We start from the raw sequence: 22,487 nt of genomic DNA on the forward strand, positions 1-22,487 counted from the left end.
CTGCAGGGTTGCATGTCCCAAAATAATGGATTTTTTCTGCGCCGCAGGGTTGCATGTCCCAAATAATGGATTTTTTCTGCGCTGCAGGGTTGCATGTCCCAAAATAATGGATTTTTTCTGCGCTGCAGGGTTGCATGTCCCAAAATAATGGATTTTTTCTGCGCTGCAGGGTTGCAAGTCCCAAAATAATGGATTTTTTCTGCGCCGCAGGGTTGCATGTCCCAAAATAATGGATTTTTTCTGCATCGGAGGGTCGTTCCAATAAAAAAATAGGTTTCCACAGCAGGTTTCGAACATTTCATGCTCCCAAAATTTTTCTGTCTGCGCATTTTTTCCTACATTTGCCAACATCATTTTTAAATAACAAACACCAATGAAAAAAAGTGAAACTAAAACAACCGACTATCTGGTGATTAATCGTGTTGCTGCAACGAACTTCGATAAGGCGTTGCATTTGAGTTACCAAAAACGTTGCTATGATTTTGTCGCTGCCGTCGACAAAGAGAAATTGCGCTTGAGCGACGACCTGTTGAAGCGCTGGAAGGCCTGCATCGACGTGGAGGTGGAGATTAACAAAGCCAACGCGGCATCGGAGCACACGGAAAAGTTGCTCGAGTTGGACGGCAAACGCGACAACTTGGTCGGCGGCATTATCGGCACCGCGCAGTCGCAGTTGGCATCGCCCATCGCGGCACGTGGCGCGGCCGCCAAGACGGTTTACTTCAATTTGCGCATGTATCAAGGCATCCAGCGCGAATCCTATTCGGCCGAGAGCGCCCACATCCATGGTCTGCTGAAGGATGCCGAGAAATGCACGGCCGAGCTGGCTACGCTGGGCTTGACTGAGTTGGTCGACGAACTGAAAAATGTGCAAAAGGAATTTGACAAGGTAGCCGGCGAGCGCGTGGACGAGGCTGTGGCAACCAATCTGGGTACGGGCAAGGCTGCTATCGCGAAGACCAACGTGGTGTTCGAACTGGTGTGCCGCACGATTGAAGCTGCCTACATCTTCCCCGACGCGAAGGGCGATCGCACGGCCATGACAAAGCTCAGCGGCGAGCTGGACAAGGTGCAGCGCGAAGAACTATCCACCCATCGCACGCGGGTGGCTGCCGGCCAAAGTGCCCGGGCCAAGGAGTTGGAGCAAGACACCGAGCTGGTGACTCCGTTGCTGGCTGCATTTGCCGAAACCTTAGGGTTGTCGCCCGACAAGGTGAGCTTCTCGGGCGAAGTGCGTCGGCCGAATCGCGTAAAAGTCTATGGTCTGTCCATCGCCGGCCGCGACGAACTGATGTGGGTCGAGGTGAAGAATGGTGCGCTGGTGGCGACGAAACGCAAGGTGGGCTCGGTGGCGAAAACAAAGGAACCGTCGAAGCCCAAGAAACCCAAGGAGCAGGGTGGCGGCAAACCGCAAACGCCCGGCGCAGGCAAGCCGCAAACGCCCGAAGGCAGTAATCCCGGCGGCGGACAAGGCGGTGCCATCGTGACACCGAAGAAATGATATTTTTATTTTGTATTGTGTAAACAACTTATGAAAAATGGAGCAGCCTGTGAAGGTCGCTCCATTTGCTTTTAGCGCATGTTCCGATGGGACGCCGGTGACGGGTTGCTACAATGATTAGGGTTATTTAACGTTTTTGCGCAGCGTAATCTATTGAAACTTTCTATATTTGCAAACATAAAAGCCTTTTTATAGACTTTTGTGAAAATATTATCTAACAAAACCAATTTATCAAACCTCCTCTAATATGGCTTCAATAAAGCGTAAGCGTTTATTATTGGGTTGCTCGCAAGCAAGAGTCTTGTCGTTAGCAGCCGCCGGTTTAGTAGTGTTCGTGCCTTTCGTTGCGCCACAGTCCGTTCGGGCGGCAAGCGTGGCAGCGGTCGTTGCACAGAACAAAGTGATTACAGGTGTGGTAACCGACCCCGATGGTGAGCCGATTATAGGTGCCTCCATCACCGATTTAAATCAGTTGGGCGTGGGAACGATTACCGATGCAAAGGGTCACTTCAAACTCAATGTCCCTGCAGGAACGACCATTCAGGTGTCGTTTGTGGGATTTACTGCTCAAGTGTTTAAGGTGAAAGAGGGCACGTCGACTTATAACGTGACGTTGCGCGAGGACCAGCAATCGCTCAATGAAGTGGTTGTCGTGGGTTACGGTGTGCAAAAGAAAGCCAACCTGACGGGGGCTGTTGCCTCTATCAATGCCGAGGCTTTGGCCAACCGCCCCGTGTCGAGCGTGTCGGCTGCTTTGGCCGGAACGATGCCGGGCGTGACGAGCATTCAGCGTTCGGGTGAGCCTGGCGCGCAAACGGGCAGCATCACCATTCGCGGTCGCAACACCATCAATGCGGCCAGTCCTTTGGTGATTGTCGACGGTGTGCCCGGTTCGATGAACAACATTGATCCACAAGACATCGAGTCGCTTTCGGTGTTGAAAGATGCGGCATCGGCAGCCATCTATGGTGTGCAGGCAGCCAATGGCGTTATTTTGATTACGACGAAGCGAGGTAAGGCGGGACAGAAGACGAGGGTCGATTACACGGGTATGGTTTCGAATGCCAGCCCCACAACCCATTTGAAGTTCTTGGGCTCTGCCGACTATGCCATGCTGTATAACGAGGCGACGCGGAATGAAAATCCCAGCGAGCGCGTGCGTTATAGCGATGAGGATATTCGGAAGTTCCGCGATGGCAGCGATCCCTTCGGTCATCCGGACACGGATTGGTATCGCGAGACCTTTAAGCGTTCGGCTTGGGAGACGCAGCATAATCTGTCGTTGAGTGGCGGAACGCAGACCACAACCTATATGGGCTCGGTTGGTTTTGTCAATCAGGCCGGTTTGACGGATGCGCGCAAATATAAGCGTTTCACGGGACGTCTCAATCTTGATTCGCGCGTGACGAAGTGGCTGTCTATCGGGTTGAGCGCATCAGCCTATCGTGGCATCACCGACGATGCTTATGAGTCGTCGGCAGCACTCGTTCAATATGTCAACCGCATTGCACCCACCATCCCCATCTATAATGAAGATGGCGGTTTCAATTATAGTGGCTTAGCCAATCCGGTTGCACTGCGCGGAACGGCTACGGGCTTAACGAAAATCTACGATACACAGTTCTTTGGAACGGTTTATGCTGAGGTGCGTCCTTTGGCCGGATTGAGTTTAAAGGCGCTTTACAATCTGCGTCACGATGCGCGCGATTATCGCAGGTTTAAGAAGCACTTGGTTTATGGTAATTCCAGCAGCTTAGCAAACTCGGGTGATCGGGAGGGCGAGCATAACTATTATAATTGGAATTGGTACACGACACAGCTCTTGGCCAACTACACCAAGACGTTTGCAAAGTTGCACACGCTGAACGCTTTGTTGGGCTGTGAGCAGGTGAACAATCCTTATAGCTACACCAAAACCAAGCGTAAGGGTGGCGGAAGCGACGAACTACCCTGTTCGCTGAACACGTTGGATGCAAAGAGCCAAACTAATGATGATGGTGGATCAGAGCTGGCACGACGGTCTTATTTCGGTCGTTTGCAGTATGATTTTGCAGACAAATATTTGTTTGAGTTCAATCTGCGCGCCGATGCTTCCTCGCTTTTCCCCAAGGATAATCGTTGGGGTTATTTCCCGGCTGTGTCTGCAGCGTGGCGTTTGTCCGAAGAAGCCTTCCTCAAGCGGCAAGCCACTTGGTTGAGTAACTTGAAACTTCGTTTGGGTTGGGGAAAAACCGGTAATGAGGAAATCAACGAAACTTATCCGGCTGTAGCTACTTATGCTTTTGGCAAAGCCGTGTTAGGCGATACCGAGACCACCACAACCTATGAGGCGCGCTATGTGAACAACAAATTGCGCTGGGCCACGGTCACCAACTATGAGTTGGGATTGGATGCATCGTTCTTTGACAATCAAGTTGGTTTTGAGTTGTCGCTTTATCAGAAGAACACCGACAACATGTTGTTGAAGCTCCCTATCCAAGGTGTGATTGGCGTGAATCCACCCGCACAGAATGCCGGAAGCGTGCGCAATACGGGCTTCGATTTGAATGTGTTCCACAACTATCGTTTGGGGAAGGATTTGCGCTATGCCGTGAACCTGAACCTGTCGTATGTGCACAACAAGATTACGGATTTGAAAGGAACCGACGGCGAAAACCCCGACAACAAGCTTTATTGGTTTATAGAAGGACAAGCGATTGGCACGTTCTATGGCTATGTGGCTGATGGTTTCTTCAACACGCAAGCTGAGCTCGACAATGGACCAAAGCGTACCGGAGCAGAGAAGTTGGGCGACATTCGCTACAAAGATTTCGATGGTGACAATAAGATTACCGCGGCCGACCGCAAGCCTATTGGCAAGAACTTCCCAAGCTGGACGGGCGGACTCAATCTGGCTGTTTACTACAAGGATTTCGATTTCTCCATGTTGTGGCAGGGTGCTTTCGATGTCGACGCCTATTTCAAGGGCGAAGCATCCTATGCTTTCTTCAACAGTGGCAAGGTGTTGAAGCGTCATCTCGACCGATGGACGCCCACCCACCACGATGCCACCTATCCGCGCATCACACGCAACAGCCAAATCAACTTCTCCACGTCTTCGTTCTGGTTGCAAGATGCTTCGTATGTTCGTCTGAAGAATGTCACGTTGGGTTACACCATTCCTCGTGCTTTCCTCTCTAAATGGGGCGTGACGGGTGCACATGTGTTCCTTACAGGCGAAAATCTGCTCACCTTTAGCCATCTCGAAGGCTTAGACCCAGAGGCACCTTCTGATAATCGTGGCGCCTTCTATTCGAATGTGAAGAAGTTTACTTTAGGCTTGAAAGTTTCATTTTAACACGTAATTCTTATGCAGAATATAGCAAAATATATGGGGTTGTTGGTGGCGTTTGCAGCACTGACCTCCTGCAATGATTTAGATAAGATTCCGCTCGACCAACTCTCGGATGGCAGCTATTGGAAGTCCAACGAGGATGCCACGAAGGCGGTGAACGATTTGTACACCTGCTATCCCGAGTGGGACGGCAACGGCATTATTGGTTTGGTGGATGAGGCGATCAATTCAGACGACGCCGTGCATGGCATCAAGTGGTCGGAAGGCAATTTGGCCAAAGGCATCTATGACCCTCAGGATTTTGATTGGCGCACCAACTATGGCACCATTCGCCAGGCCAATATCATCTTGAAGAAAGTGCCCGGGACGGTGGCGATGACGGATGCCGAGAAGAAAACCGTCATGGCGCAGGCCCGCTTCTTCCGTGCTTATCAGTATTTTCAGCTCATTCGTCAGTTTGGCGATGTGCCCTACACCGACTCGCCCTTAGAGCTCTCCGACCAGGAGAATATTGTGCGCAATCCCAAGCCCGAGGTCTACAGCCATCTGATGGACGACTTCGATTATGCCGCAGCCAATCTGCCGGCATCATGGACTGGCGTCGACGATGCCCGCATCACCAAGGGCGGAGCGTTGGCCATGAAGGCGCGAGCTGCACTGAGTCAGAACGATTGGCAACGGGCACGCGATGCCGCAAAGGCCGTGATGGACATGAACATCTACGAACTTTACGACGCGCACAACACGGGCAATTACAAGAAGTTGTTTTGGAGCGAAACCGATGTGAATTGCAAAGAAACTATCTTGAAACGTCAGTTTGTGGCCAATAAGAATGACTGGTATCTCATTGGTTGGGAGGCATTCCCGACGATGGGGTGGGGCGGACTCAACCCCACGCAGAGCTTGGTCGATGCTTTCGAAGATGTCAACGGAGCACCTATCGCGCAATCTACCGTCTACAATGCCGCCAACCCCTTTGCCAACCGCGACCCACGTTTAGAGGTGGTGGTGCTCCACGATGGCGAAACCATGTATGGAAAGACGCTCAAAGTGGCACCCTTGCAGTCGTGCTATCCCACGGGCATCGGCACCCACGGCGACGCTACGGCCACCGGTTACAACCAGCAAAAATGGCTCGACCCCACGTGTAATCCGCAAACCGACGGCTGGCACATGGGCGGTGATTACAAAATTTTGCGCTATGCCGAGGTGTTGCTCACCTATGCCGAGGCCGAAAACGAGCTGTCGCCCCTGTCGGCATCGGCTTTCGATGCTGTGAACCAAGTGAGGCGGCGTGTAGGCATGCCCGATTTGCAAAACACCAACCCCGCTTTGCCCACCTATTGTGGCACGCAGGCCGCTTTGCGCGAGCGCATTCATAACGAGTGGCGCGTGGAGTTTGCCCTTGAGGGCGGCCATCGCCAGTGGGACATTCGTCGTTGGGGCATTGCCGCTCAGGTGTTGAATGCGCCCGTTTATGGGCTGACCTACTTGTTGCGCGCTCCACACGGAAGCGAGACGGCGAAGCCTGGCGACAACAACCGCGTGTGCGACCTCTATTCAAGCGACCCGAACGCCGTGCGCATCAAGGTGCGCGATGGGCATTATGAGGCTCACAATGTGCTCTATCCCATTCCGCAGAAGGAGCGCGACTTGAATAAAAAGCTCACGCAGAACCCGGGCTATCCGCAGTAAAAAGGCTTTTGGCCGCAGTATGGTGATAGTTGTCTCTCGCTGCGGCTGACGGGGGCGCACATGGCGGCGCCCCTCCTTTCTTTCTATAAAAACAGGGTTGCTGGAACTCCAGCAAGGCCAAAAATGAAAAAAATGGGTCTGCTGGAACTCCAGCAAGCTTGAAAAATTAAAAAATGGGTTTGCTGGAACTCCAGCAAGGCTAAAAATGAAAAAAACAGGGCTGCTGGAACTCCAGCAAGGCTAAAAATTTAAAAAACAGGTCTGCTGGAACTCCAGCAAGCCCGAAAAATCAAAAAGATGGGCTGCTGGAACTCCAGCAAGGGCAAAAAATCAAAAAATAGGCCGTCGGGAAATTCCGGAGCCCGAAAAATTAAAAAGTTGGCCGTCGGGAAATTCCGCAGGGCCAAAAAATCAAAAAGTTGGCCGTCGGGAAATTCCGCAGGGCCAAAAAATCAAAAAATAGGGCGTCGGGAAATTCCGCAAACGCAAAATAGAATGAACAAAAAGCTTACTTCTCTCTCGGCAATTCGCTCGCTGACCACGCTAATTGTTTTCTTGGCCACGGGCTATGCCTATCTCGTGCCTTTGGCCAATGTGCTCCGCTATCACGAGCAACACCACCTGTTTCGATTCACAGCCGACTATTTTCGGCAAATGTTGGCCGAAGAGGGGCTGCTGCGCTATGCCACCAACTTCGTTGTGCAGTTTTTCTTCCATCCGTGGTTGGGCGCAATGGTGATGGCCGTTCTGCTCACCCTCATCTTCGTTGGTGTGGAGGGCATGCTCAAACGCTTGCTCTTTGGGCGTGCGCTGCCGCTGTGCTTGGGGCTCGTGCCGGTGTTGTTGCTGCTCATCTACACCGAAACCACAGCCCACGATTTGTGCTGGGTGGTGCTGAGCGTGGTGCTGATTGGGGTGGGCTGGTTGGTGGTGGCATTGCTCTCTCGATTCACCTCGTGGCTACCCCTGCTCAGCATTCAAAAGCCTTGGTCAACGAAGGCACAAGCCATCAGCCTACTGCTTACGGGGATGACGGCGTTGGGCGCGGGCTATGTGGGCTTTGTGAAGCATTATCCGGCTAAAGAAGGCATCTTGTTGCAAACCGTTTTTCATGCACGACAAGGTGATTGGCCTGCGGTGCTTCGCTACACGCAGCGCTATCTTGATGCGGGCAAAACCAATCCGCTCATCGCCTATTTTCACACCATGGCGCTCTATCATGCAGGGCAGTTGCCGGCGCGGCTGTTCGATTATCCGGCTTCGTTGGGGGTGCAAACGCTCTATTTTCCTTGGCGGGGCAATGCGGCCGAAGCCGAGTTTGGCGGCATGCTGTTCGAGCAGTTGGGGTTGCTCAACGAGGCGCTCCATTGGGAAACCGAGGCGTTGGTGGTGGATGGGCCAACGGCGCCCCATCTGGTGAACTTGGCTCGTTATAACATTGTGCTGGGCAAGCCGCGGGTGGCGCAGGTCTTTATCGAGCAACTCAAGCACACGTTGTTCTATCGCGGGCAGGCAAAGCAGCTTGAACAGCAGCTCCGAGCAGGACGCGTTCCCCATCTTCGTGATGCTTTGCGGGGGGCAGACCGCGAGGGTGTGCGCTTCACCAATGTGCAGAATTTGGGGCCAGAGTTGCAATATCTTTTGCAGCACGATCCGCACAATCGCATGGCGTTCGATTATCTCATGGCACAGCTGCTGCTGAGCAATCATGTCAGTTTGTTTGCGCAACAGCTGCCTCGCATTCGTGCGTTTCATGTGGCTGCGCTGCCGTCTTGCTACGAAGAGGCGCTGCTCATCTATCAAATGGGTGTGGATAAGGCCACGTTTGCGCGGTGCGGCTTCACCGTTTCGCCCGATACGCGCGCCCGTTTCGCCCGCTACATGCAGCTCACCGAGCAGGGCAATCAGCCGTTGTTGCAGCAGGAGTTTGGCCGCACCTATTGGTATTATTTGAATTATCTCAGCCCCTATGGTCATCAAGTGATTGAGGAGTCACAGGAGGCGCATCAAAATGGAATTAAGCAGTTATGAAAAAGCTCTTTTCTTTTCTTCTCTTCTTGTCGATGCTGTTGCTCGGCACAAGTTGTGGCTCGCGCTATCACCAGCCCGATGTGCGCGCCAAACGCAAGTTGTCCATCTATCCCGACTATACCAACGTGGCGCTTCCGTGGAATATTGCGCCCACGAATTTTGAAATTTTGCACAAGGGAGAGGCCTACCAAACCGAGATTGGCATCGTCGGACGTGATGCCGAGATTTTGGTGCAATCGGCTCAACCCACAGTAGAAATCGACGAAACTGCTTGGCACCAACTGCTGAAAACGGCTGCCGGGCAAGCCATTTTCTTTCGCATCAGCGTGAAGGAGGCAGGCAAATGGGTGGTTTATCCGTCCATAACGAACCGTGTTTCGCGTGATGCCATCGATTCATTTTTGGTGTATCGCCTCATTTATCCGGGCTACGAATTGTGGCATGAAATGGGCATCTATCAGCGTAATCTCACGTCTTTTGAGCAAACACCCATTGTTGAAAACAAAGATTTTAATCGGCAGTGTGTCAACTGCCATTCGTTTAATCATAACGATGCGCAACAGGCCATGTTGCATGTGCGCGGAAAGGATGGCGGGACGTTAATCTATCGTCATGGTCGTGTGGAAAAGGTGGCGTCGAAGGCTGATGCGTTGCCCAACGGCCTGACTTATCCGGCCTGGCATCCTAATGGGAAACTCATCGCGTTCTCAACCAATGAAATTCAGCAATTCTTCCATTCGGTAGGCAAGAAAACCATCGAAGTGGCCGATTTAGCTGCCGACTTAGTGGTCTACGACGTGGAGCATCATCGTGTGCAAACCTTTTCCGCTATTGGTCTTCCCACGCATGCCGAGACATTTCCTGCATGGGCTCCGAATGGTCGACAGCTTTATTTCTGTCGGGCACGTATGCCGCAATCGCGTTTGGCGCTCGACAGCATACGCTATGACCTCTGCCGTGTGACGTTTGATGCGCAGAAAATGAAGTTTGGAAGCGTTGAAACCGTCTATCCTGCATCAAAATTCCATCGTTCTGCCTCCTTTCCCGTCGTTTCACCCGATGGCAATTTCGTGGTTTTCACCTTGTCTGATTATGGCAACTTCTCCATTTGGCATCCCGAAAGCGATTTGTGGATGTTGAATGTTCGGACGGGAGAATGTCGTGAACTAAAGGCCGTGAACAGCCCCAATGTGGATAGTTGGCACGGGTTTTCCGCTTCAGGAAAATGGATGGTCCTGAGCAGTAAACGCCTAAATGGTGGATGGGCACAGCCGTGGTTTACGCATTTCGATAGCAAAACGGGCCAAGCTACCAAACCGTTTGTGCTGCCCCAAAAGGCTCCTCGCTTCTATGACAGCTTCCTTAAAACGTACAATCGCCCCGAACTCATCATCACTCCCTTAAAGGCCGGCCGGCAATTCCTTCGCGCTATCCCAACCGATGCAACGCCTCTCACCGTCGTCCATTCAGACAAGTAATCCACACTTAATATCTTAAAGTTAAAGAATTTTAATCAATTACTTTTTCTGTTGTGCGTCCTTTGCAGTTTCTAAAAAGATACTTACCTTTGCACTCGCTTAAAATGCAAGGCATTTGGCGTTGATTGACTCGCTAGCTCAGTTGGTAGAGCACAACACTTTTAATGTTGGGGTCATGGGTTCGAGCCCCATGCGAGTCACAAAAAGGGGTACAGAGGATGTATCCCTTTTTTGTTAACAAAGGGGATTTAAGTCTGTATAATGGCTTAGTAGAAGTTGAAGTATCGTTGTGTTTCCTTTGTTTTATAAGCAAATGTAGCTATCTTTGTGGCAAAATCAATTCCTTAAGCGTATGAAGCAGTTTAAAAAGATACTTTTTATTTCTTTGACGACAATTTGTATCGTTCTTTTTGGTGTGAACTGTCAAGGAATAGCTCAGTTGCATTCTGCACAGAAAAGCCTCTTAGACAGCCTCCATCGGGTAGATACAACGCAAATGAAATCGGCCTTCTTGATGCGCATACATCAATATATTCAAACGAAACCAAATGTGAAAAGTTTCATATTGCAATGTTTTTATGTATATGAGGATCGAGGAATACTGTCGAACGGGGTAACCATCAATAATGATATATTTCTTATTATGCCTGCTTTTCAATGTGCTTTCGAAGGTGGCGAATGGTCAATAGATGATGTTTATCCTAATCATTATTTTCTGATGAATGATAAAATTATTTTCGTATGCTCACGATGGGATGCGTGCTTCCAGCAGCAAAATGCTCGCAAGATTTATGAAAAGTTAGTGCCAACTCCTAAAATTCTATATGGTAATGTGGCTGCCTTTATTATGGTTGAGCATAAACAAGACCGTGCAAGTTTTTTAACTGACTTCAAAAAAATTAATCTTGAACCGCTGACGAAACTCAGAATACCAGTGAAGTTTGAACCTCCAAAACCTTAGAAATAACCATATAGATAGACAATATAGGCTTCAAAGCAAAGCCATATATAAACAAGAAAATCGCCATAACTCTAATATGTTACGGCGATTTTCTTTCTTTTGTGAAGCTATAAAAACGCTTGTCCAGAGTACATCAAGTGGAGCTGGTGGGATTCGAACCCACGTCCGCACAAGGAAATCATACGCTTTCTACACGCTTATTTCAGCCTTTGGTTTTCGTTCTGTAGCAAGACCTGAACCACCAACTACAGACTTATCCTCTAAAAGTGTCATCAAGGTTGCGAGGCCAACCTCAACTATCTCCGATTTACCTGCACCGCTGAGTCTTCAGATTCGGAAAAACATCCTTGGAGCGGTGTCTCGTTGCATCACCTGGTGACGCAATTAAGCCAGTAATCTACTATGCTTCGATTAGGCAGCGAGAGCGTAATTGTTTTCGCCAATTAATTTTCTGATTGCTTTGATTAGGGAGAAAACAACCAAATCTCCGCGTGCTTACATACCATTTCATCTCGCCGTCAAATCCAGTCAACCCCGAGATATAGTGCTGCAAAGTTACAATTATTTTTCTATAAAGAATTGTTTTTGCCATGATTTTTGTTTTTTAACAGCCCCACAGAATCTGTTATGCGACGAGTTTAGGTATATCCTGCTCCATAAAATGGGCTATATTGCGTCCTAATTTCTATCAGTTTTGTTGCAAAAGTGGGTGATATTATGTGGTAAACGCCACCATTTTATAGAGTGTTGTGCTTTTCATGCTGAAGTAAGGTCTATGGACACTGTTTGATGAAACGAGTAAATCATGAGTCTTTTTCTCATTGTTTTTCGTTATCAGTTTTAGGCCATACTCGTCTAAAAATCCTAATAAATGAGGATGAGTAGTGCAAGAAAAGCCGCAAAATGTGTAATAGAAGTTAATAAGTGCTATGAAAATCACTAAAAATGGGGATTGCATGGTGTTAGAATTAGTTTTATTTTTGCACAAAACTTTTAGACTTATGAATTTTAAATTTGTTTTTAAATCCTTTTTAGCACTTTGTGCTTTGGTCTTGTTTTCTTGCAGTGAGAAAGACAATGCACCATCTTTTAGTTCGCAGGCATTGCAAAATGCTGAGTTAGTAAATGTTTTGAAAGCGAAAGGGTTCACCTTTAATGAGAAGGGACAACTGGAACTTAACGACTTAGCTCAAAACACCCAGTCGCTTGATTTAAGTGGAACAAAGTTGAAAGACCTCACCGGGCTTGACGTGTTCCCCAATCTCCACGAGTTGAAACTCGCCAACAATGGCTATGGCCCCGTGTTCGACTTTGCTAAACTTCCTACTCAAATCACAGGTGTCGACCTGACAAATAATGACATTTATGATTTTGAAGGCTTAGTGAGTACAAAGGTTGAGAATGATGAAGTAAAGACAACCATTCTTAGACCATTAGCAAAACTCTATCTTCCGGCTACGGCCAAATATAATGTAGAAGACTTGATGCCATTCTACACAGAGAGCAAAGCTGAGAAGAAACAGGTCGACATGCAGATGATGGGCGCTGAAGGACAACTGAAAGCCTATAACACAATCAGAGAAATTCCTGACGAATATTTTAGAAAATATCTTAAAACAATATTCAGTAAATTGTTCGTTAACGAGACATCTATCGATATCAGCAAGCCAATGGCATTGGAAGCAACGGGACAAAATGTGATGTTAAATGTTATGATTCCGTTTGAAGATATTGATAAGGTGAAATCTGTTGAAGGGATAGAATATTTTATCAACAACCCTTTCTATAAACCTTTCGGAGTTGCTTTGAATTGTACAAACCAGTGCTCCGTAGCGTATATCGCCCCAAGAGCGAATATCAAGGCGTTAGCACTCACTCACATTGATACCGACCCAGCATCAGATTTCACAAAAGCAACAAGTTTAGCGGCTTTAGACTTTACGCACAACAATACAGTTCAACGCTTAGATTTTTCACAAACATTAATCGGAAACCAAAAGGCAGAGGCTTTTGATATGCTCTTCACCAACATTTTAGGTTTGCGAGATTGTAAGAACTTACAGGAAGTGGTCATTCGAAAATCTGGTGAAGGAATATTAAATAATCTGGCATTTATTGACTTGCCTAAGTTGAAACAGATTGATTTGAGCTTTGTAAAAGGCCTCCAAGACCTCATGTTACTCCGCCTACCGAATTGTAAAATAACTTATCCTACCACCTTAAAGTATTATTATGATGGTGGTGCTAATGAGTTGGTAGATTTGTCTGAGATGAATACAATCAGTTTAACACTATCAGAAGATGTCTACAAAAAAGACGAAACAAAGGCATTTATAACAAAATACAATAAATACCTTGGGGATGGTTATGATGTTTGGAGTGAATACAATCCCTATAAATGGAAGTAAACAGTTTTAATTTTTAGATTAACTTATCATGCAAAAAAGAATATTTTCGTTGTTGATGCTATTATGGTGCATCGTTTCATTAAATAGCGTTTACGCTGCTAATGAGGCTCATGTTGGAGACCGGGTGGCTTATTCCGGCACACTGACTCGCGTCTATATGAATGGCGAAAAGGCCTCAGGGCAAGCTGTAAAGGCATTTGTAACAAAGACATCAGAGCATACCTATACCATAGAACTTCAAGAATTCAAGGCCGGAAAAATGCCGGGAACTATCCAGGTAATAGCAAAAGATGTCAGTGTTTCTGCAGATGGTTCGTTTAATATGCCGTCAATGCAGAATATTATTATGTTGAAATTATTTGTTCTTTTTAAAACTAAAAGTTCTTTCAACGCAAGCCTTTCTGGGACAATCACATCTGATGGTCGGTTGACATTCACCGTTACATCGGTGAATGCAAAATATTTTGGAATTCCTTTCAAGGCAATTGTTACTTTCAAGGGACATCGATAAGACAACGGTTTGCGGCATTGCACGTAGCTGTGTATTGTCGCAAACCGCGAATTTAGTAGTATTCAATTCGAGGGTTTAATCATGACATATTCATATTTTCGTAGAATTCCACTGTTAGTTCTTTCTTTTTTGTGTGTTTTACTCACAGTGTCTTGCAGTTCAGATGAGGAACTGAAAAGAGCCGATGCCGACATTAATTTGGTGAATGAGGCTAAATCTTTTCTTCAAGGGGATATTATCCTGAATACACATGCTTTTATGGGTAATGTTAACAAGACTTTACTTCCAACAGGATGCCCTACAAAATTTAACTTTACCTGGAGTAATACAGACCCACAAAGCTTTACAATCTCGCTGTTAGACTTTACTGTTGGTAAGATGGGGATGATTATAAACTTCAACTGTGCGGTAAAAACGATGCAGCTTAATTCTTGGGAAAAAGAAGAATATAAAGGAGATGGTTGGATTAAGTTTTATGGTGAAAATGGCTCTGTTTCTGGAGAAGATGCGAAGGGAGTGCCATCACAAGCAACGGGAAGTATCGTGAAAGGATATTATAATGTAATGACTCATCAAATAAACTTCATTGTCAATTACAACATGATGAATGTGCGTTCAGAGTGTTTCCTGCAAACCATTGACAAAAATCGTATTAAAACCTACGAAGAGGACTTTAAGAAATATGAGGAAGACCTCAAGAAATATAAAGAAGAGCATGGATTGTAGCCCGCATAGCAAGGCCTTGTAACATTGAAATGCGGATTAAGTAAATGTTATCCGCATTTCTTTCCGCATAGAAAAAACGTAGATGAAAAGAAAAAAGCTAATTCTCACCTTGTTGTTCTGTTGGGGTTGCATGGCGTTATGGGCGCAACAGCAACTGAAATTCAAGGTTGAAGAGCAAGGAACGCAGCAACCTTTGGAAGGTATTTATATCTCTCTCACTCCAAATGGTAGCACAAAGGCGGCCTATACAGCCGTGACCGATGCTGCGGGCGAGGCTGTTTTCAATCTTGAAAAACAGGGTGTTTACCACTATCAGATTATTGCTGTGGGCTATGTTACAGCTTCAGGTGAGGTGCAACTGCCTCAAAAAGAGACGGTAAAGATTACCTTACGCGAGGATGTGATGCATCTGAATGACGTGGTTGTGACGGGTTCACGCACCGAACGTCCTGTGAAACTGTCGCCCATCACCACACAGGTATTGGGCGGAAAGGCTTTAGTTGATGCAGGGTACAGCGACCTTCAACATGCGCTCCAGCAGGAAACACCCGGCATGAACATTCAAAAGGTGGGCTTTGGCAACGAGATTTCGATGCAAGGGTTGGATGCGCGGCATGTGCTTTTTCTGCAAGATGGTGAACGAATGACGGGCGATATGGCAGGCAACCTCGACTACGAACGCTTTAACCTGCACGCCATCGACCGCATCGAGATTGTGAAAGGTGCCAGCAGTACGCTCTATGGCAGTCGTGCTTCGGGTGCGGTCATCAATCTTATTTCTAAAAAAGCGACCAAACCATTGGATATTCAGGCCGGCTTTCGCTGGGGACAGATGAACGAACGCAACTACAAACAGCCCTCTAAGCGCGACTTTCTCTATATGTTTGAGAAGAATAGCGACCGCCCCAACCTGCAAGCGTGGGTGTCGGCAGGCATGAAATATAAGGCGATTACCTCGCAAACCGATGTTTGGTATAGCTCGAGTGATGCGTTTTATCTTTACCAGGCCACGCACGACCAAAAGGTTTATACGAAAGAAGCCAATCCGTTTTTGCCGCATGATATTGTTCTCAACAGCGTCGTTGCACGTCCACCTATGGGCATTGAGGGCACCGAGCATGTGTCGTTGGCACAGAAATTCTACATAGACCCTGTGAAAAACCTCTCGATGCAGGTCTATGGCACGCTGTTTTTTATGAATTCCTACGACCTCATTCAAGACCTTAATTTCACGCAGAGCCGTGATTTCATGACGGGCTTTAAAGCAAAGTATGATGTCAAGAATTGGTTTTCGGTGCAGTTGAGCTTGCATGGTGATTTCTATCAGCGATTTAAACGCCACGAACGAATTGACGAACGCAAGGTGGTTTATAAGAGTCAGATTTTAGAACCGCGCCTCTCGCTGACGAGTAATTATTTCAATCATCACAGTTTCATCTTCGGAATAGAGCACACCAGCGACGATTTAACGAGTGACCGCTTTGTCAATCGCAAGATGACCACACGCGCGCTGCGCGAAACCGAATATTTCTTGCAGGATGAATGGACGCCCACAACGCATTGGATGTTATCCTTGGGGGTGCGCACTAACTTTTCAAAAGCTTTTGGTTTTATGTGGATGCCCAAGCTCGCAGCCAAGTACTCGCTGAATGAGCGATGGGCTTTTCGTGCCAATTATTCCATGGGCTATCGGGCACCGAGCATCAAAGAGCTGTTCTTTAATTGGGATCATCTCGGCATGTTTCAAATCCGTGGCAATGAAGAGCTGCGTCCCGAGAAAAACCATTATGTATCGGTGGGTACGGAATACAGCACCGATCGCTTCTTTATGAATGTGAATGCGTATGGCAATTTCTTTCGGAAAAAGATAGAAGGCGTGTGGCACATCTACGACATGCAGTATAACTTTGAATACACCAACCTTCGCAATCAACGCATGTTGGGCGTTGAAGCAATTCTCAAATGGCATTTCATCGATGGGTTTACGCTCAACGGAACGTATAGCTATGTGAATGTAAGTAAGCAGCAAGGCATACAAGTTAACACCACATCGCCCCACGCTGCAACGGGAAGTTTGGACTATACGCTGAACCGAAAGAACTATCGTTTGAAGACCATTTTCAGTGCATCGCTCATGGGGCAGAAGCAGTTTGACGTGCAAGACCGTGTGTGGGTGGACGAACACCGCAAGAGTTACGATGCCTATTTCCGTTGCACCCTGCCCACTTATGTGCTGTGCAATTTGGCCCTGGTGCAGACCTTCTATAACAAAGTGAAGGTAACGCTCGGCGTGGACAACCTCTTTAACTATGTGCCCCACACGTTGGGTTCGGGTATTACGATGTTCAACGTGCCGGCAACATGTGGCGCAAGGGGCTATGTTCAAGTAGAGTTTTTGATGGATGAAATCGTGAAATCCCTAAAACATAAGCGATGAAAGCAATACAATATTTATGGCTGAGCTGCGCGATGGTGTTGGCTTCGTGTGTGCATTATGATGCCGAACCTTTCAATGGAAAGACCCTTCCGCGCATCACAGGCTATTTAACGGGTGTGAGCAACGACTGGTTGTATATCAATTTGCGCACAGGCGAGGTATTTAATCGCTATATGCCTGGCAGCGATATCAAGGAGGGTGAGCAACATCATCGTTTAGATTGGGATGTGGCTTTCTGTGGTTATCGGCTTCGAACCAACAGCGGTACGTCGGGCGAAGGGCAGGGGGGAGCGGCCGATTTGGGCTATGGCAACTACGATAAGTGGCAACATGTGGCGCAGTTACCGGCCGGTTTGCAATGGACTGTCGACGACCATTCGGTGTCGATTACCTATTCGCGCAACGATTGGAACAAGTATCTCATCGACCATCATCTTGACTTCAACGAAAATCCTTGGTTTGACCCTAACCGCGGGCCAGCCACATTGAAGACCGATGCCAACCCCTTGTTGTCGCAAGCGCTCACCTTCTCGGGACCACCTCCCGTCTATGCGCCCTCGTTTCACACCTATGTTGTGCGTACGGCTGATGGACAGCGTTATTTTAAACTGCAAATCATCAGCTGGTTTAAGGGCGATGTTGAGTTGGGAGACACGGGTGGACAAATCAGTTATTATTGTGATGAATTAAAATAGCAGCGTGCAAACGCTGTTCTAAAACCATTTGAATTATGAACAAAGAAAAAGAATCCTCCTCGCAATGGTATGTGAAACAAACCCTCGTGGCGTTTCTCTTGGTGCTTTTTGCCATGCCTTTAGCCCATGCCGCGATGATTTTAATGGAGAAATTGATGAGCGAAGGCAGTGTGCATGTGGCCGGCTTTCTGCTCGGATTGTTAGGCTTTGTGCTCGTTATCATCGGCGTGTTTGCCCGAGGCGACACGCGACAAACGCTGTGGGGCTTGTTTGGTGGTCTGCTGTTTTGGACCGGCTGGGTTGAGTTTCTCTTTATGTATTATGCGCGGCGCTACGGTGTTCAGCCCGAGATAGAGCATGGTGTGGTGGTGACAAAACCCGAATATCTCATCCTGCCCGCCACGTTTGGCATGTGGATGATGACGATGTTGATGTATGTTTTCAGCACGCGCAACGGCTGTTTGTTTATCACTTGGCTGCAAAAGGTGCTGTTCAGAGGACGAAGAAACCAAATTGTTGTGCGCCCGATGACGCGCCACACGTCCATCGTTACCTTTATGGAAGTCAACATGATGCTGTGGGCTTTCTATCTGCTGTTGATGTTCTGCTACGACAAAAACTTCTTAGGCGACCATCATCCCGTCACGTTCTTGGTGGGGTTGGGCTGTTTGGTGGGCTCGATTTTCATGCTCAAACGTCAGTTGCACCTTGCCGCTTGGGGCGCCAACATCCGTATGGCCATCGCCACAGTGATTGTGTTTTGGACGCCGGTAGAAATTCTTGGGCGCATCAACTTCTTCAAAGAATTTTGGGGGCAGCCCGAGAAATACGCGCTCCCCATGCTCATCATTCTGCTGGTTTTTATAACTTTGGGGCTCTATTTGTGGGTCACGAGCCGTTCTCGGCGTGCTAATTGAGCTTGCAGACGGCAACAGCAGCCCCCACGCTAACGTTATCAACGAACACAAAATGAAAAAATCCACTTGGCGGAAGCATCACAAATGGTTGGGCTTGATTTGCGCTTTCTTCCTCATCATGTTTGCCTTGTCGGGCTTGGTGCTCAACCATCCCCGACTGTTTGCTTCGGTGAATGTAAGCCGAAGTTTGCTTCCGGCCTCCTATCGCTATATGCAATGGAACCGCGGATTGCTGAAAGGCACACTGAAATGGCGTGGAAAGGTGCTCATCTATGGCAACAACGGCATTTGGATGACCGACAGCACGGGCGCGGGCTTGAAAGATTTTAACCGCGGCTTGCCCACAGGTGCTGACTATCGGCAAATCAAACGCCTTTGTCTCACCCCACAACAACAACTCTTTGCGCTGGGACAATATGGGCTTTATCAGTTGCAGAACGATGGCATCTGGCAAGAGGTGGCATTGCAAAACGATGGCAATGAGCGGTTGGTGGATATGAGTATGCAAGGCGATAGCCTCGTGATTGCCAGCCGATCGATGCTCTTCTGTGCCACGCCTCCCTACAAACAGTTCCGCCCCATCAGCTTGTTACCGCCACAAGGTTATGATGGGCGGGTGTCGTTGTTTCGTTTGGTGTGGCTGCTGCACAGCGGCGAACTCTTTGGGATGGTTGGCGTTTTGGTGGTCGATGCCATCGCCTTTGTGCTTATTTTCCTGTCGCTGACGGGCGTTGTCTATTTCTTTTTGCCGCGCATGCGTCGCAACAAGCATCCCAAAGTCATGCGCTGGCTGTTGCAATGGCACAATCACGTGGGCAGGCTCTCCATTGTCTGCACGCTGTTGCTGAGCTTCACGGGTTGGTTGTTGCGCCCACCTGCCTTGATAGCCATCGTCTCGTCGCGCGTGCATCCGCTGCCTTTCTCGACCATGGACAGCGAAAATGCGTGGCACGACAAGCTGCGGTCGTTGCAATATGATGCCGCACAGGGCGATTGGTTGCTCTATTCGTCGGAAGGATTCTATGCTTTGAAGACCCTGAAGAGCACGCCGAAGCCCGAACCGGTGCAGCCTCCTGTGAGCGTGATGGGCATCAATGTTGAGGAGAAAGACGCGCAAGGCCGTTGGCTCATCGGCTCGTTTAGCGGCATGTATCGCTGGGATCGTGCGCAAGGCTATGCGACCGACTATTTTGATGGCGGCCCCATGCAGCCCGTTTCCGGTCCACCGATAGGGAAAAATGCCGTGGCGGGCTATTCGAACGACTTCAACGTGGGAGCGCTTGTGGTCGATTATAACGAGGGAACCGCTCGTCTGCCTATGCCGCAGTGGATGCAAACGCTGCCCATGTCGCTACGCAATGTGGCGTTAGAAGTGCACACCGGACGCATCTACACCTTCCTGTCGCTGCTCCAAGTGTTCTATATTTTCCTCATCGGCCTAAGCGTGATGTGGTGTTTGTGGAGCGGATGGAAGCTCCGCAAGCTGGGCAAAACGCAATCTTAACGTCCGTCGCGCAGGCATAACCTTATGCTTCGCTCAACCGAAACGGGGAAGTGCAGGCATAATCGCTGCATGTGTAGGAGAAACGGTGAAGCGCTATTGTGGGGTGGAAGATAATCTTTTAAAGCATCTGTTTTTTAGCAAAATCTTTGTACCTTTGCGAGCGACACATGCTATGCGTAAAGGCAATGGTGATGTGCTTTTAACAATGCTGCATGTTTCAATCAACAACAAACAACGTTATCCAATTCTTAACAAAAGCAGATGAAGACAGACCTTGAAATTGCGCGTGAATGTCGGTTGAAAGACATCAACGACATTGCGCGGAGCTGTGGCATTCCCACAGAGAAACTCGAGTGTTACGGGCGCCACATCGCCAAAGTTCCCGCCGCGTTGGTGGATGAGAACCGCGTGAAACAAAACCATTTGATTTTGGTGACGGCCATGAGTCCCACGAAAGCGGGCATCGGTAAAACTACCGTGAGCGTGGGGTTGTCGATGGCTTTGAACCGCCTGGGGATGAAATCGGCCCTGGCTTTGCGCGAACCTTCGCTCGGGCCATGCTTCGGAATGAAGGGTGGTGCCACGGGAGGCGGTTATGCACAAGTGGTGCCGATGCACAAAATTAATTTGCATTTCACGGGTGATTTCCATGCCATCACCGTGGCCCACAACATGATTGCGGCGCTGTTGGACAATTATCTCTATCAGCACCACCGCGATGGCTTTGCACTGAAAGAGGTGGTGTGGCGGCGCGTGCTGGATGTGAACGACCGCAATCTGCGCAACATCATCACCGGTTTGGGTGGCAAGAGCAACGGACTGATGCGCGAGAGCGGCTTCGACATCACTCCTGCCAGCGAGCTGATGGCCATTCTTTGTTTGGCTACCGACATGAACGATTTGCAGCGTCGCATTGAAAACATCTTGCTGGGTGTGACGTTGGACAACAAGCCCTTTTGCGTAAAAGATTTAGGTGTGGCGAGTGCCATCGCCGTGTTGTTGCAAGATGCGCTGCAACCCAATTTGGTGCAGACGTTAGAGGGTACGCCGGCTTTCATCCATGGCGGGCCTTTTGCCAACATTGCGCATGGCTGCAACAGCATCATGGCTACGAAATTGGCCATGACATTCAGCGATTATGCCGTGACAGAGGCGGGTTTCGGTGCTGATTTGGGCGCCGAGAAGTTCTTGGATATCAAATGCCGCAAGGCGCATATCCATCCCCAACTCACCGTTTTGGTAGCCACCATTCGTGGGTTGAAAGAGCATGGGGGCGTCACCATCGACACACCTGCCGGCGAACAGTTGGCTTGCGTGGAGCGTGGGTTGGCTAATTTAGACCGCCATGTGAGCAATTTGCAGCGCATGGGGCAAACGGTTGTGGTGACGCTCAACCGATTTGAGAGCGACACCGCTGAGGAACTTGCGCTTGTAGCAGCGCATTGTGCCGCGCAGAATATTGGCTTTGCCGTGAACGAAGGCTTTGCTCGCGGCGGCAAAGGCTGTGAGGAATTGGCGCGCTTGGTGGCCGAAACCATTGCCAAACAACCCTCTTCGGGCGTGAAATATGGTTACGATGAGGCTGACGATGTGCAAGAAAAAGTGTGCAAGATAGCCAAGATTGTCTATGGTGCCGACGGTGTGGTGTTCACAAAGCAGGCCTTAAACATGGCACATCAGATAGCGCAGTGGGGCTACGACCGCTTCCCTGTGTGTGTGGCCAAGACGCAATATTCTTTCAGTGACGATGCCTCGAGGCGTGGAGTTCCGACTGATTTTGCCATTACCATTCAAGATTTCGTAATCAATGCGGGAGCCGAAATGATTGTGGCTATTGCAGGAAACATCATGCGTATGCCGGGCTTGCCGCTTCATCCGCAAGCCGAAGCCATTCACTTTGAAGAGGGTGAGATTGTAGGCTTGTCATAATGAGCAAGTGGCTTTCTGAAGATTGCAACATCAGAAAGCCACTTGTTTTGTTTTTTCTCTTTTTGAAAGCCCTCAAATGGTGACCGTTTCGGGGTATTCGGCCGTGAAAGTCCTCAAATGGTGACCGTTTCGGGGTATTCGGTTGTGAAAGTCCTCAAATGGTGACCGTTTCGGGGTATTCGGTTGTGAAAGTCCTCAAATGGTGACCGTTTCGGGGTATTCGGCTGTGAAAGTCCTCAAATGGTGACCGTTTCGGGGTATTCGGCTGTGAAAGTCCTCATCCGTTGACTTTTTTGGGGTATTCGGCTGTGAAAGTCCTCATCCGTTGACTTTTTTGGGGTATTCGGCTGTGAAAGTCCT

General features: G+C 48.7%; 15 protein-coding genes, 1 tRNA gene and 1 other RNA gene. 15 read left to right on the forward strand and 2 right to left on the reverse strand.

Annotated elements, in window-relative coordinates; all coding sequences use genetic code 11:
• On the reverse strand, positions 1–351 hold a 351-nt coding region (locus HMPREF9431_RS13090), incomplete at its 3' end, for a hypothetical protein (RefSeq protein ID WP_004378968.1).
• A 22-nt stretch (positions 352–373) separates the two neighbouring features.
• Here HMPREF9431_RS13090 and HMPREF9431_RS00025 point away from each other — a divergent pair.
• The 7 genes from HMPREF9431_RS00025 to HMPREF9431_RS00055 all read left to right on the forward strand — a co-directional run bounded on the left by HMPREF9431_RS00025 (position 374) and on the right by HMPREF9431_RS00055 (position 11,000).
• Entirely contained in the window at positions 374–1,501 is a 1,128-nt protein-coding gene (locus tag HMPREF9431_RS00025; protein WP_004378969.1) for a DUF6261 family protein, read from the forward strand.
• Between the two features lie 247 nt (positions 1,502–1,748).
• Positions 1,749–4,838, forward strand: coding sequence for a SusC/RagA family TonB-linked outer membrane protein (locus HMPREF9431_RS00030; RefSeq protein ID WP_004378970.1), 3,090 nt, complete (start codon positions 1,749–1,751; stop codon positions 4,836–4,838).
• Positions 4,839–4,850: 12 nt separating this feature from the next.
• Positions 4,851–6,530, forward strand: coding sequence for a RagB/SusD family nutrient uptake outer membrane protein (locus HMPREF9431_RS00035; RefSeq protein ID WP_004378971.1), 1,680 nt, complete (start codon positions 4,851–4,853; stop codon positions 6,528–6,530).
• 495 nt (positions 6,531–7,025) lie between these two features.
• Positions 7,026–8,561 carry a DUF6057 family protein gene (locus HMPREF9431_RS00040; RefSeq protein ID WP_155812892.1) on the forward strand — a complete coding sequence of 512 codons (1,536 nt, stop codon included), beginning with the start codon at positions 7,026–7,028 and terminating at the stop codon, positions 8,559–8,561.
• On the forward strand, positions 8,558–10,039 hold the full coding sequence (locus HMPREF9431_RS00045) for a TolB family protein (RefSeq protein WP_004378973.1): 1,482 nt from the start codon (positions 8,558–8,560) through the stop codon (positions 10,037–10,039). Before HMPREF9431_RS00040 ends, HMPREF9431_RS00045 begins: the two co-directional genes overlap by 4 nt.
• A 127-nt stretch (positions 10,040–10,166) precedes the next feature.
• Positions 10,167–10,239 (forward strand) — tRNA-Lys (locus HMPREF9431_RS00050).
• A 152-nt stretch (positions 10,240–10,391) separates the two neighbouring features.
• Complete coding sequence (locus HMPREF9431_RS00055; RefSeq protein WP_004378974.1) at positions 10,392–11,000, forward strand: hypothetical protein; 609 nt, start codon at positions 10,392–10,394, stop codon at positions 10,998–11,000.
• Between the two features lie 135 nt (positions 11,001–11,135).
• Here HMPREF9431_RS00055 and ssrA read toward each other — a convergent pair.
• Positions 11,136–11,536, reverse strand: a transfer-messenger RNA (tmRNA) gene (ssrA, locus tag HMPREF9431_RS12015).
• Between the two features lie 393 nt (positions 11,537–11,929).
• Between ssrA and HMPREF9431_RS00060 the strand changes: the two genes are divergently transcribed.
• The 8 genes from HMPREF9431_RS00060 to HMPREF9431_RS00095 all read left to right on the forward strand — a co-directional run bounded on the left by HMPREF9431_RS00060 (position 11,930) and on the right by HMPREF9431_RS00095 (position 22,127).
• Entirely contained in the window at positions 11,930–13,408 is a 1,479-nt protein-coding gene (locus HMPREF9431_RS00060) for a leucine-rich repeat domain-containing protein (protein ID WP_231287660.1), read from the forward strand.
• A gap of 28 nt (positions 13,409–13,436) precedes the next feature.
• Entirely contained in the window at positions 13,437–13,919 is a 483-nt protein-coding gene (locus tag HMPREF9431_RS00065; protein ID WP_155812893.1) for a calycin-like domain-containing protein, read from the forward strand.
• Positions 13,920–14,000: 81 nt separating this feature from the next.
• Positions 14,001–14,645 (forward strand): DUF4903 family protein, encoded by a 645-nt coding sequence (locus tag HMPREF9431_RS00070; RefSeq protein WP_004378978.1) that lies wholly within the window; start codon positions 14,001–14,003, stop codon positions 14,643–14,645.
• Between the two features lie 82 nt (positions 14,646–14,727).
• On the forward strand, positions 14,728–17,082 hold the full coding sequence (locus HMPREF9431_RS00075; protein WP_004378979.1) for a TonB-dependent receptor: 2,355 nt from the start codon (positions 14,728–14,730) through the stop codon (positions 17,080–17,082).
• Positions 17,079–17,777, forward strand: a complete 699-nt coding sequence (locus HMPREF9431_RS00080) for an HmuY family protein (protein WP_004378980.1) — start codon at positions 17,079–17,081, stop codon at positions 17,775–17,777. Before HMPREF9431_RS00075 ends, HMPREF9431_RS00080 begins: the two co-directional genes overlap by 4 nt.
• Before the next feature lie 35 nt (positions 17,778–17,812).
• Positions 17,813–18,694, forward strand: a complete 882-nt coding sequence (locus tag HMPREF9431_RS00085; protein WP_004378981.1) for a hypothetical protein — start codon at positions 17,813–17,815, stop codon at positions 18,692–18,694.
• A gap of 52 nt (positions 18,695–18,746) precedes the next feature.
• Positions 18,747–20,198, forward strand: a complete 1,452-nt coding sequence (locus HMPREF9431_RS00090) for a PepSY-associated TM helix domain-containing protein (protein WP_004378982.1) — start codon at positions 18,747–18,749, stop codon at positions 20,196–20,198.
• Between the two features lie 261 nt (positions 20,199–20,459).
• Entirely contained in the window at positions 20,460–22,127 is a 1,668-nt protein-coding gene (locus HMPREF9431_RS00095) for a formate--tetrahydrofolate ligase (protein WP_004378983.1), read from the forward strand.
• Positions 22,128–22,487: the final 360 nt, after the last annotated feature.

The sequence above is a fragment of the Segatella oulorum F0390 genome (assembly GCF_000224615.1).
GTDB lineage: Bacteria > Bacteroidota > Bacteroidia > Bacteroidales > Bacteroidaceae > Prevotella > Prevotella oulorum.